Source organism: Oceanobacillus sp. FSL W7-1293 (genome assembly GCF_037969815.1).
GTDB lineage: Bacteria > Bacillota > Bacilli > Bacillales > Amphibacillaceae > Oceanobacillus > Oceanobacillus oncorhynchi.
Genome location: NZ_CP150212.1, coordinates 2,571,097 through 2,583,720, shown reverse-complemented (window position 1 = coordinate 2,583,720; position 12,624 = coordinate 2,571,097). Strand labels below are relative to the sequence as shown.

The following is a 12,624-nucleotide window of genomic DNA, read 5'->3' as shown; positions in this document are numbered from 1 at the left end:
TTTGTTAAGAATAGAGGTGTTATGATGGAACAGCCGGCCAATTCGAAAAGACGAGTTATCTTCCATATAGATATGAACTGCTTTTATGCTTCGGTAGAAATGGCGCATAATCCGGAATTAAAAGGAAAGCCGATCGCGATCGCCGGAAATCCGGAAGAGCGGAAGGGGATTATTGTTACAAGCAGCTATGAAGCCAGAGCAAAAGGCGTGAAAACGACGATGCCCGTGTGGCAGGCGAAAAAATTATGCCCCGATTTATTATTGATGCGGCCTAATTTTGACAGATATCGGGAAGCGTCCCGGGCTATTTTTAAGATGCTTTCGGAAATTACACCGCTCGTCCAGCCGGTTTCGATTGATGAAGGCTACCTGGATATTACCGATACAAAAGGATTCGGAACGCCGGTAGAAATAGCTGATTACCTGCAGCAGCGGATATTAAAAGAACTGGATATCCCATGCAGTCTTGGTATTGCACCAAATAAATTTCTGGCAAAAATGGCATCAGATATGAAGAAGCCTTTAGGAATAACTATCCTTCGAAAGCGTGAATTATCTAACGTATTATGGCCGCTTTCAATTGAAGAAATGCACGGCATCGGGAAGAAGACTGCTGAAAAACTTCGAAGAGTATCTATTCATACCATCGGTGATTTAGCTGTACATGATGTCTATCAATTAAAGCAGCTATTAGGGGTTAATGGAGAAAGAATGAAGAACCTGGCCAATGGAATAGACTATCGGGTTGTGGATCCAGAAGCGGTACATGATTTCAAAAGTATCGGCAGCTCACAGACATTGGCTCATGATTCAACAGATTGGGATGAACTTCACCAGCTGTTAGGCCAGCTTACCGATAATGTGGCAAGACGAGTGAAACGAAAAAATGCGACTGGAAAAAGCGTTCAATTAATGATTCGTTTTCACAATCATCAAACGATTACACGCAGTAAAACATTGCAAGGGTATATCGATGAAAAAGAAGATATTCTTTTTGTCGCAAAGGAACTATTAAAAAAACATTGGAATGAAGAACCTGTACGGCTATTGGGTGTCTCTTTACAAAGTGTAGAGGAGAAGAGTCAGGTAGGAGAACAGCTTGATTTGTTTACCTACCGCGATAACGCCAAAAAAGAAAAGCTGTACGAAACCATGGAAGCATTAACAGATAAATATGGAAAAGATATATTTTTATCTTTAAAAAATGAAGAGAAGGACAAACAACAGCCGCGGACAAGCTTTCAAAAAGATTTCCTGGACGATTATAAAAAGCCTTGATTTTACTCTATTTCAATAGATATAAAATCAAGGCTTTTGTTTTTTAAGATAAGAATTTCTTCAAAATATTTGAAGTAACCGTACCGCCCGAATAACGGAATGGCAAATCAAATTTCGTTGTTTGTTTTAAGATGCTTTTCTGATGTGAAAATGTATCAAAGCTGGCTTTCCCGTGATAGCTTCCCATCCCGCTCTGCCCGACTCCGCCAAACGGAAGATACGGGTTTGCTAAATGGAAGAATGTATCATTGATAGAACCGCCGCCAAAAGAAACGTACTCCATTACCTGAGACTGCATTCTCGGATTTTCTCCAAAATAGTATAGTGCTAATGGTTTTTCCCTTGATTTAATCAACGAAAGTGCATCCTCTATATTCTCAAAGGATAATACGGGCAGAATCGGACCAAATATCTCTTCCTGCATGATAGGGTCTTCCCAATCTATTTTATCCAGAATAGTAGGTTCAATGATTAATTCTTCATCATTATATTCTCCGCCGTGAACAATATGATCTTCATTTAAGAATGCTTTTAAGCGGTTAAAATGGTCCAGGTTTATGATTCTTGAATAATTTTCACCCTGGAGTACATTCTTGCCAAATAAAGACTTTATTTGCTTTTTCATTGCTTTTAAAAGCTTGAATTTAACAGATTCTTGTACTAATAAATAATCCGGCGCCACACAGGTCTGACCGGCATTGGTATATTTTCCCCATACAATTCGTTTAGCTGCCAATTGGATATTTGCATCTTCATCTACAATTGCAGGACTTTTTCCGCCCAGCTCTAACGTTACCGGGGTTAAATGCTCGCTTGCGGCCCGCATCACGATTTTTCCAACTGCACTTCCTCCGGTAAAGAAAATGTGATCAAAACGCTGTTTTAACAGCTCTGTTGTTTCCTCGACAGCACCCTGAACAACAGTGAAATAAGAAGGATCGAAATGCTCTTCCGCGATTCTGGCAAGAAAATCGGATGTATGCGGAGCATGTTCAGACGGCTTTAGAATAACTGAGTTACCTGCTGCAATCGCTCCGATAACAGGTACTAATGATAATTGTAAAGGATAATTCCATGGTGCAATAACGAGCACAACACCAAGTGGTTCTTTTATAATATAGCTTTTCGAGCCTTTATGCGTTAATGGAGAGGCAACTTTTTCAGGCTGCATCCAGTAGCGGAGATTTTTAATGGCTACTTCCAATTCGCTTTGAATAATGCCAATCTCCGTAAGTATTATTTCATGATCAGGTTTATTTAAATCTTTTTTTAATACATCATATATCTCTTCTTCATTATCTTTGAAAATCTTCTTGATTTTTTCTAATTGTTGTTTACGAAACGTATAATCAACGGTATTTCCTTGATCAATATATTTTCGATGATCATCAACAATTTGCTGATAGTTTTCTTGTAAGGTCATCAAATCTGTCTCTCCCTTTCTCACTTCAAGAGGATGTGCAAGCTGTAAACGATGCACAAACTATAATTGAAACACACTAAAATCGCCGGCTATGGATGTATTGAAAAATACTTCTTTTGCCTCTTCCAGAAACCCATCCATATCTGAAAATTGATATCTTGAAGATATGTGTGTCAAGATTAGCTGTTTACATCCTGCATCAAGCGCTATTTTAGCGGCTTGTATATTGGTTGAATGAAAATAGTCCTCTGCAAGTGTCTCTTTATCTGCAGCAAAGGTTGCTTCATGAATTAACAGATCGCTATTCTTTACAAATTCTTTATGCGCCGCCTGATAGGTGGTGTCCCCAAGAATCGAAATAACCCTTCCTTTTTTGGGCGATCCGATAAAATCAGAACGGTAAATTATCGTGCCATCTTCCAGAGTGACAGAAGGTTTTTCTTTTATTTCGCCGTAAACCGGGCCGGGACGTATCCCTTTTTCTTTTAATTTATCAACAAGAAGCTCACCTGGCTTGTCTTTTTCAACAATACGGAAACCGAAGCTTGGTACGCCGTGGACAAGTTTTTTTGCATATACTTCGATGGCTTCCGTTTCAAATAACAGTCCTTCTTCTATCTCTATGACAGAAAGAGGATACGTTAAATGCGTATAGCTTAATTTCAAAGCAGATTGGATAAATTCCTTCGTACCCTCCGGACCATAAATGGTTAATGGTCTGTCAGTGCCTGCTTGAAATGAACGGCTGCTGAGAAATCCCGGTAATCCATAAATATGATCGCCGTGCATATGGGAAATAAAGATTTTATTTATTTTTCCCGGTTTAATTTTAGTATGAAGAAGCTGATGCTGCGTGGCTTCCCCGCAATCAAACAGCCAGACTTCATTTAATTCTTGCAGCATACTGAGTGCAACGGCTGTTACATTCCTTTCTTTAGAAGGAAGTCCTGCTCCGGTGCCTAAGAAAGTAATCTCCATGTTTCAATCTCACCTTAATATTATATTATAATTTAAAATTTTACCCAAATATACGACAATCATCAACGCAGAAGGTCAAAAATTAGGGAGCGCTCTTCTATCAAGACAAAAAACTGCGATATAATGCTTTGCGTACAGCAAACGCCCGATTCGGTACATCGGTAAATATGCTATTTACTTTGTAAGAAAAGCATCGATTTAAAAGGCGGGTTGAATTCACCGTATACACCCTTACCGGAATCTCGTTTTTCATCGCTTCATTTATGAGCTGCTGACGAAGCAGCGTGTGTTTAATATGAACGGCTGTTGCACCGATAGACAAGGCATACGCTAATAAATCTCTTCTTGACCGCTTGGTTAACCAACCGATATTTGAAATTTCATCAAAACTTGCCAGGCGCGTTATGCTGGTTTCAGAGAATGTAGAAAAGTATGTCCGGTCCAGCATTTGATATTGTTTAATAAGCTGATATGTAATTTTCTCCAGATTCTTATGTGCAATTTTATTATTTTTTAATTCTAAATGAAGAATCAAAGGTTTATCTTTGATCCAAATTAGAAATTCCTCCAGTGTTACGATCCGTGTTCCTGCAAATTCAGTATGAAAGGATTTGCCCATGTCTAATTGTTTTAGCTCGTCCAGCGTAAATTGAGTAATCCATCCTTTCACTCCAAAAATACGTTGCAAACCTTCATCATGGAAAAGGACAGGAATATTATCCTTTGTTAATTGGACATCTGTTTCAATGCCATCAGCCTTCATCTCGTAAGCAAGCTCAAAAGCCGGGAAACTGTTCTCAGGGGCATAATTGCTTGCACCCCGGTGTGCGATAATGGACGTCATCGTGTCACCCCCAATCTTATTGTGTTAGATTTTTCCCCGTAAGTCAATGTTTAAACCAGTGTACGGGAGGATCATTTCATTGTACAATATATATAGACACAGGATGTCCATCTAATAGACGATGTTCACACATTGAAAGCAAGGTCACACACTTTAAATCATTATATGAAGTAAGGGTCGATAAATATGAGAATAGGAAGAAATCATTTTGTTAAAGATAAAAAAATTATTGTCACCGGTGCATCAAAAGGAATCGGAAGAGAGATCGCTATAGAAATCGCTGCTCATGGCGGTATACCTATTTTAATCGCAAGGTCACAAGAATTGCTGCAAGAATTAGCAGATGAAATAGAAGCAAATAACGGCATTTGCAGGGTTTATCCCATTGATACATTTTCAAGGGAAGCAATTGAAGAACAGATTAATGATATGCTGGAGACTGAGAAGCGTATTCATGGATTAATCAATAATGCAGGCTTTGGTGTATTTGATTCGATTGAAGAATTAAATATGGATGAGGTGGAGGAAATGTTTCAGGTGAATGTTTTAGCAGGGATGCAATATGCAAAAGCCTTTCTGCCACATTTTCTGCAGTTTAAAGGGAAATCGCATATTATTAATATTGTTTCCCAGGCTGCAAAATTGCCAACACCGAAAGCAGCAGGGTATGCTGCGTCTAAACATGCGATGCTGGGCTTTACAAATGTACTCAGACAAGAGACAAGGGGGAGCAGCCTGACGGTCACTTCTGTTAATCTGGGCCCTGTGAAAACAAACTTTTTTGAGATGGCTGATAAGGAGGGCAAATACCAGCAGAATGTAGAAAAGTATATGCTTTCTCCTGAAAAAGTAGCTTCAAAGGTAGTGCATTCTTTATTTTCCAATAGAAGAGAAATCAATATGCCGTGGTGGATGGAAGCTGGAAGTATTCTGTATCGCTTATTTCCAGGGTTAATGGAGAAAGTACTTCAATCTCAATTTGATAAAAAATAGTAGAGTAAGTATATCTTATAAAACAGGTCTGCTTTTCCTGAGCATCATCACTCAGGGGAAGCAGACCTGTTCTTTTGGAAATGCTGTAACAGACTTATGAAGTTGCGGAACCCCCGCCGTTTTTAACGATGCTGCTCATACTGTGAAGCTTTGGACAGCTGCTGCAGAATAGGATAAGCTGCATCGGTGATTTCGTTAATTGATTGGTGAACTGCAATATTCTTTTCTAATTGCTCCAGAGAGCTTGCTCCAAAAACGGTCGACGTAATCGCAGGATGATTAGCTGCATAATACATTGCTAATTGCTGCAGAGAACTATCCGGCAACGCCTGTTCCAATTCATAATAAAGTGATTTTAATTCGCTGTAGGAATAGTCGAGATAGCCGGCCTCCGCTTTTTTATCGAGAACTTCATCGGCTTTATTGCTTAATAGTCCCTGTGCCAGCGGACCGCGGGCAACAACACCGATTTTATATTCCTCTGCAATCGGTAGAATGGCTTCCTCTGGTCTTCTGTCTAGAAGACTGTACTGTGTCATTAAAATATCAATAGAGGAGCGGATGGCATATTCCCGGACAACATTTGGACGGATGGACGAAATACCATAGGCGCGGATTAGGCCATCTTTCTTTAGTTCATCAAAAGCTTCAATGGTTTCATCGATTGGATCCTCCAATGTGCCGCCATGAAGCATGTAGACATCAATATAATCTGTATTCAGTCTTTGTAAACTGTCACGGACGGCTTTGTGGATATATTTCTTCGAAGGATCCCAGAACCAATCATCTTTACCTTTTTCAAAATGGTTTCCGACCTTTGTTGTCACAACTACATCCGATCTGCGATGCTTTATTGCTTCTCCAACGATTTTTTCATTCTCGCCAAAGTGATAAAGGTCTGCCGTATCTAAGTGATTGATTCCTTTATCTAACGCATAATCAATCATTTTTTTACCTTGCTGCACATTTGTTCCCAACGACATACAGCCAAGAGTTAAATCAGAAATTTCGATATCGCTTTTGCCAAGCTGCCGTTTCTTCATGCTATTCCTCCTTGTAAATCCGGTATGCATATATTGTAGAGGGTGATAGAAAAGAATACAATTAATACACTTTTTTAACGCATGAAATAAGTCATTTCTATCAAATCGTTTATGGGGTGGATGGGAATGATAATCAGTATCTGAAAGTAATGAATGGTTAAGAAATAAAATACCGTCTGTCATAGAAAAAGAAATCAAATCAGAAGAAAAAAAGAAAGAGACTTGCTACAATAGAGTTCTGCGAATAAAATGAATGGAAAGACACATATAACGCAATTGTATTCAGCAGGAATTTCACAGGCGATTGTCCATGAAGAAGTACTTGTTCAAACTGAGGGCGGGTCAGCCTGTTAACCTGCACTAAATGACGAAAAGGTGGAATAGCATATATGCAACGTTTTGAAGAAAAAACAATGACATCCAAAAAAATATTTGAAGGAAACATTATTGATGTACAACTGGATGAGGTACGGCTTCCCAACGGAGAAACAGCACAAAGAGAGCTTGTCTATCATCCAGGCGCCGTAGCAATTATTCCAATTACACCAGATAATAAAATTGTACTTGTAGAACAATATCGCAAACCATTGGAAAGAACATTAGTAGAAATTCCGGCAGGGAAGCTGGAGCAGAATGAAAATCCATTAACTGCGGCAGTCCGTGAGCTGGAAGAGGAAACAGGGTATACAACAACTAATCTCTCGCAAGTGACCTCTTTTTACACCTCTCCAGGCTTTGCTAATGAACTGGTGTATGTTTATGTCACCAATGATTTAATTAAAATGGAAAATCCGCCGGCGGGCGATGACGATGAATTTGTGGAGATTATGGAAGTGACGTTAGATGAAGCAAAAGACCTCGTGGAAGAAGGGCGTATTCAAGACGCAAAAACGAACTATGCTGTTCTTTATTTACATGCTTTAACGAAATAAGAAAATAAGTTTTTCACCGGACGCGTTCTACCTGCTCTATTAAAAGATAAAAATTAATAGGTATGTTTTAAGAGGGATTCTCATAGTTTGAAGTATAGGAACTATAGTGAAGTCAGGAGGATCTCAATGTATAATACCTCTCAACATTTATTAATCGGGCATATAAAACGGCACACAACCATTTATGTATTTACTGCCATTCTTTTTTTAACAGGTATCGTGTTCGGGGCTATCTTGGTAAATAGTATGGATTTTGTACAAAAACAAAATCTGTTCTTTTACCTGGAACGATTCTTTACGCAGCAAACAAATGAAGGAGAAGTTATCGGACGTCAGGATATATTTATTCAAAGTCTTCTTTATCATATTAAGTATCTTTCTTTTATTATATTATTGGCATTGAGTATGATTGGGCTCCCTATTATTTGGATTATGATATTCATGAAAGGGCTCGTTGTCGGTTTTTCAGTCGGTTTTATGGTCAATCAGCTGGGAGGGCAAGGGCTTCTTTTATCAACGATATCGATTGCTCCTCAAAACCTATTGATTATCCCTATATATATCATTGCGGGAAGTGCGGCTATGATATTTTCAATTGGTTTATGGCAGAAGCTTTTATTAAAGCATCAGTACCAGGAAGTATGGCCGCCTTTTATAAGATTGCTTATCACTTTTGCAATTTTAATTGTATGTACAGCATTAGCAGCTTTGATGGAAGCTTATCTGTCAAATACACTTCTGTTAGAATGGATAGAGAGGTATCATGGATAATCCTCCAGCGGGAGAATGAAGTTTCTTTACCTTAACTCCTTAACATTTTACATTACTTGCTTATTGCTTGATAAAAGGTATTTATTTTAATATAATAATTTATGTTATTTTATAATAATTATTATTAACAATTGAGAATACCTTTGACACATGGAAGATAGATGCATATAATGAAAATGTAGAGTGAGGGAGGCGACTATCCATGGAACACCGGATTGAAAAAATAAAAAAACAGCTACATTCGCATAGCTACAAATTAACTCCCCAAAGGGAAGCTACGGTTCGAGTGCTTCTGGAAAGAGAAGACGATCACTTAAGTGCGGAGGATGTGTATCTTCTTGTAAAGGAGAAATCACCAGAAATTGGTCTGGCAACCGTTTATCGTACATTAGAATTATTATCCGAATTGAAAATAGTAGACAAAATTAATTTTGGTGATGGTGTATCCAGATATGATTTGCGTAAAGAAGGCGCAAAGCATTTCCATCATCATTTAGTATGTATTGAATGCGGCTCTGTTGAAGAAATTGAAAATGATTTATTAGGTGAAGTAGAACAAATCGTTGAAAATGACTGGGGCTTTGAGGTGAAGGATCATCGCTTAACTTTTCATGGGATTTGTCGCCAATGCCAAAAAGCAGCTGCAGCAGAAAAAGAAGATGTTCAAAAAGCAACATAAGTTATGAGAGTAAAACCTTTTTCCGGGAGAGAAAGGTTTTATTTTTATTTGGAGCAAAATACATATTGATAAGCAACAGGGATCGTCTGCGGCAGCAAATGCTTTGGTGGCGGCAGAATGTCATTACACACTGCCGCCTGGCTGAAGCCGGTGAAGAAATTCAAATATATCTTTTTAAAATGCGATCTACGCTGCCACCATAGACCTCGCCAAACATATTTAAATGAACAAGCAAGTAGAAAAGCTGGTAAATCGGCTTCACGTCCTGATAATAATCAGCTGGTGGCATTGCTTCCTGATATTGCGAATAAAACGTATTGGAAAATCCGCCAAAGAGTTCCGTGAAAGCTAGTTCAAATAAATGATCCCCGTAAAGTATAGAAGGATCAATCAGATAAGGTTGTCCTGCGCGCCCTGTGATCCAATTGCCTCCCCATAAATCGCCATGTAATAGAGAGACCCTGGGCTGATTGGGGAGATAGAGATTTAAATCACGAATCAATGCCTCTAGTTTTAAACGTCTGTTTTGGTTCATCCGATTGGACTGCACTGCCAAATCTAATTGAGGCTGCAGCCGATGCTCACGATAATAATCCACCCAATTGGTATACCATTCATTTGTCTGAGATAATTTTCCAACATAAGTTGATTGATCTAAACCATATGCTGTGGAGCCGCCGAATAAATGCATCGAGGCCAGCTGTTCGCCTAAACGCTGCTCTGCAGCTGCAGTTTCTTCTCCCTCAACCCACTCCATGATCAGCATCATTTCTTCATTTCCGGCGTAATTATCAAAGTAGTATACTTCAGGTACAGCAATTGTCTGTGTCGAACGAATTCTTTCCAGTCCATTTACTTCTATTTGAAAAAAATCACTGGCTGCATTTTGATTCGCTTTTATAAAGTATTCCTGCTTTCCGGTTTTTACATAGTAAGCCTGATTAATATCGCCGCCGGAAACGGGCGTCTTTGTTTCGATAGCGGAGTTGTCACCTAATTGTTTTAATTTTTCTCCAAGCACCTGTAATACCTCCTTTTTGATTAATTTTAGTATGGCAAAAATCTGGATGACACAAAAGTGTAAAAGTGTTTGTAGTTTAACTCTGCTTCCAATCATTGTATAATATTAACAGAAGGAGATGTACCGGTTTTGTTCCTGTCCGCATCTTTTTCTTGTATTTTTGAAGAGCTTGTTTGCATATTCTAACTATAAGCGTGTTTGGCTGTGATACAGCGTAACAGCACAGGGAGGTTAGAGTATGGAGAAGCATGTTAAGGAAACTGTTAAAATATTTATTTGGTTTATGATAGGTGCTTGCTTTTTTTCGGTTTGTCTGCATTTTATATATAAAGAGTTTCAAGAAATGCATCGTTATGATTTGCCGGAAGGACCAGCGGTTAAGGTGGTGGAGGAGGGGATTCCCTGGTTTCCATTTGATTTTCTGAAAGGGGAATAAATATGTTGAAATATGCATTAGAAGATTTTTTTCATTTTCTGCGGGTAGAGAAGGGATTGTCAGATAATACCATCACTTCCTATCAGAGAGATCTTACTGCTTACGAGAAACATTTGACCCAAATCGGCTATAATGTTTGGAATGAAATCACCCGAAATGATATTATGCGCTTTTTGTATGAGCTAAAAGACAACGGTAAGTCGACTGCTACGATTTCGAGGCATATTTCTTCTATCAGATCCTTTCACCAATTTTTAATACGGGAGAGAATTGCTGATACAGATCCCAGTCTGCATATTGAGACTCCGAAAAAAGACCGGAAGCTTCCGGATACGCTTTCCCAGGAGGAAGTAGACCGATTATTAAGTATGAACACTGCAACAACGCTGTCGCTTCGCAACAAGGCGATGCTAGAATTATTATATGCCACGGGCTTGCGTGTATCTGAAATGATAGGTTTGAAATTGGAGGATTTACACCTGACGATGGGCTTTGTCCAATGTATGGGGAAAGGCTCGAAAGAAAGGATTGTTCCACTGGGAGACACAGCCAGAAAAACTCTGGAGGATTATATACAAACGGCGAGAAAAGAGCTTGTGAAGAAAAACAAACAGGAGAGTGCACTTTTTTTAAATCAGCATGGCCGTCCTTTAAGCAGACAGGGATTTTGGAAAATTTTAAAGGGATTGGCTATAGAAGCTGATATTCATAAGACAATCACTCCGCATACTTTAAGGCATTCTTTCGCCACACATCTATTGGAAAACGGAGCAGATCTAAGAATTGTACAAGAGATGCTTGGGCATGCGGATATATCGACAACACAAATTTATACGCATGTAACGAAAGCTAGGCTGAAGGATATCTATCAATCTTATCATCCTAGAGCTTAATTTTATCTTTATTAATTGTAAAAAAGCATTTCAACGAAAAGGGATTTCATTGACCTTTTGTTGTCAGACATCTAACATCTATAATAAATATCATACGGAACCGTAGTTTCGGGAATATAGTACATAGGAGGTAGATACAAATGAAATCATTTAAACGTGTATTTTTAATTGTCATGGATTCAGTAGGGATTGGAGAAGCACCGGACGCTGCGAAGTTTGATGATTTGGGAGCGGATACACTAGGTCATATTGCAGAAGAAATGAATGGGCTGGATATGCCGACGATGGGAAGCTTAGGCCTGAGCAATATTCGTGAAATTAAAGGGGTTGCTCCGGCGGCCAAGCCTAAAGCACATTATACAAAAATGCAGGAAGCTTCTAATGGAAAAGATACCATGACTGGTCATTGGGAAATTATGGGGCTCCGAATCGATCAGCCATTCCGAACGTTCCCGGATGGATTCCCAGATGAACTTATTCAAGCATTAGAAGAAAAGACTGGAAGAAAAGTAATTGGCAATAAGCCGGCATCTGGAACAGAAATATTAGTAGAACTTGGAAAAGAACATGTCGAAACGGGCAGCTTGATTGTGTATACATCGGCAGATTCTGTTCTGCAGATTGCTGCTCATGAGGATGTGGTTCCTATTGATGAATTGTATCAGATTTGTGAAATTGCCAGAGAGCTCACACTGGATGAGAAGTATATGGTAGGGCGTGTCATTGCCCGTCCGTTCGTAGGTGAGCCGGGGGCTTTTGAACGCACATCCAACAGACATGACTACGCATTAAAACCTTTTGGGCGCACAGTGATGAATGAATTAAAAGATGCCGGAATTGACGTTATCGCACTTGGGAAAATATCTGATATTTATGATGGGGAAGGAGTGACAGAGGCAGTCCGTACAAAGGATAACGATGATGGAATGGTGAAAATAAGTGATTCGTTGAAAAAGGAATTCACCGGCTTAAGCTTCCTTAACCTGGTTGATTTCGATGCAAAGTATGGCCATCGCAGAGATCCAATGGGATATGGAAAAGCGCTGGAGACCTATGATAAACAGCTGCCGGAAATTCTTGATCAGCTGCAGCAAGATGATTTATTGATTATTACAGCTGACCACGGCAATGATCCGATACATCACGGAACGGATCATACCCGCGAATATGTGCCGCTGCTTGTTTACCACACAGGTATTGAAGAAGGGAAAGAGCTGCCGGTCAGGACAACCTTTGCGGATATCGGTGCAACCATTGCAGACAATTTTAATATTACATTACCGGAACATGGTACGAGCTTTTTAGACGATATTAAATAAATAGAGAGGGCGAT

Annotated in this window: 13 protein-coding genes; 8 read left to right on the top strand and 5 right to left on the bottom strand. The window is 39.2% G+C overall.

Annotation, left to right across the window (positions count from 1 at the left end; all coding sequences use genetic code 11):
- Window positions 1-24 precede the first annotated feature (24 nt).
- Window positions 25-1,278 (top strand): DNA polymerase IV, encoded by a 1,254-nt coding sequence (locus tag MKY65_RS12740; protein WP_339185237.1) that lies wholly within the window; start codon window positions 25-27, stop codon window positions 1,276-1,278.
- Window positions 1,279-1,321: 43 nt separating this feature from the next.
- Here the strand turns inward: MKY65_RS12740 and MKY65_RS12735 are convergent, their stop codons facing one another.
- From MKY65_RS12735 to MKY65_RS12725, 3 genes are all read right to left on the bottom strand, one after another.
- Entirely contained in the window at window positions 1,322-2,701 is a 1,380-nt protein-coding gene (locus tag MKY65_RS12735) for an aldehyde dehydrogenase (protein ID WP_212928222.1), read from the bottom strand.
- Window positions 2,702-2,761: 60 nt separating this feature from the next.
- Window positions 2,762-3,679, bottom strand: a complete 918-nt coding sequence (gene rnz, locus MKY65_RS12730; protein ID WP_339177367.1) for a ribonuclease Z — start codon at window positions 3,677-3,679, stop codon at window positions 2,762-2,764.
- Window positions 3,680-3,779: 100 nt separating this feature from the next.
- Complete coding sequence (locus MKY65_RS12725) at window positions 3,780-4,523, bottom strand: glycerophosphodiester phosphodiesterase family protein (RefSeq protein ID WP_339177365.1); 744 nt, start codon at window positions 4,521-4,523, stop codon at window positions 3,780-3,782.
- Window positions 4,524-4,709: 186 nt separating this feature from the next.
- On the opposite strand from MKY65_RS12725, the gene MKY65_RS12720 reads away from it, so the two are divergent.
- A complete protein-coding gene (locus MKY65_RS12720; protein WP_339177362.1) occupies window positions 4,710-5,516 on the top strand; it encodes an SDR family oxidoreductase in 807 nt (268 codons plus the stop codon).
- 122 nt (window positions 5,517-5,638) lie between these two features.
- Here MKY65_RS12720 and MKY65_RS12715 read toward each other — a convergent pair whose 3' ends face one another.
- Complete coding sequence (locus MKY65_RS12715) at window positions 5,639-6,559, bottom strand: aldo/keto reductase (RefSeq protein WP_339177360.1); 921 nt, start codon at window positions 6,557-6,559, stop codon at window positions 5,639-5,641.
- 389 nt (window positions 6,560-6,948) lie between these two features.
- Between MKY65_RS12715 and MKY65_RS12710 the strand changes: the two genes are divergently transcribed.
- The 3 genes from MKY65_RS12710 (at window position 6,949) to MKY65_RS12700 (ending at window position 8,941) form a co-directional block, all read left to right on the top strand.
- Window positions 6,949-7,491, top strand: a complete 543-nt coding sequence (locus tag MKY65_RS12710) for an NUDIX hydrolase (RefSeq protein WP_193062202.1) — start codon at window positions 6,949-6,951, stop codon at window positions 7,489-7,491.
- A 126-nt stretch (window positions 7,492-7,617) separates the two neighbouring features.
- Window positions 7,618-8,262 carry a stage II sporulation protein M gene (gene spoIIM, locus MKY65_RS12705; protein WP_339177357.1) on the top strand — a complete coding sequence of 215 codons (645 nt, stop codon included), beginning with the start codon at window positions 7,618-7,620 and terminating at the stop codon, window positions 8,260-8,262.
- A 202-nt stretch (window positions 8,263-8,464) separates the two neighbouring features.
- A complete protein-coding gene (locus tag MKY65_RS12700) occupies window positions 8,465-8,941 on the top strand; it encodes a Fur family transcriptional regulator (protein WP_042534256.1) in 477 nt (158 codons plus the stop codon).
- A 160-nt stretch (window positions 8,942-9,101) separates the two neighbouring features.
- On the opposite strand, the gene MKY65_RS12695 is transcribed toward MKY65_RS12700, so the two are convergent.
- A complete protein-coding gene (locus MKY65_RS12695; RefSeq protein ID WP_339177354.1) occupies window positions 9,102-9,962 on the bottom strand; it encodes a fructosamine kinase family protein in 861 nt (286 codons plus the stop codon).
- 238 nt (window positions 9,963-10,200) lie between these two features.
- Here MKY65_RS12695 and MKY65_RS12690 point away from each other — a divergent pair, with 238 nt between their 5' ends.
- The 3 genes from MKY65_RS12690 (at window position 10,201) to deoB (ending at window position 12,610) form a co-directional block, all read left to right on the top strand.
- Window positions 10,201-10,398: a DUF4227 family protein gene (locus MKY65_RS12690; RefSeq protein ID WP_042534254.1), complete on the top strand. Its 198-nt coding sequence runs from the start codon at window positions 10,201-10,203 to the stop codon at window positions 10,396-10,398.
- Between the two features lie 2 nt (window positions 10,399-10,400).
- Entirely contained in the window at window positions 10,401-11,291 is an 891-nt protein-coding gene (gene xerD, locus MKY65_RS12685) for a site-specific tyrosine recombinase XerD (protein ID WP_339177351.1), read from the top strand.
- A 140-nt stretch (window positions 11,292-11,431) separates the two neighbouring features.
- Window positions 11,432-12,610 carry a phosphopentomutase gene (deoB, locus tag MKY65_RS12680; RefSeq protein ID WP_339177349.1) on the top strand — a complete coding sequence of 393 codons (1,179 nt, stop codon included), beginning with the start codon at window positions 11,432-11,434 and terminating at the stop codon, window positions 12,608-12,610.
- Window positions 12,611-12,624 lie beyond the last annotated feature (14 nt).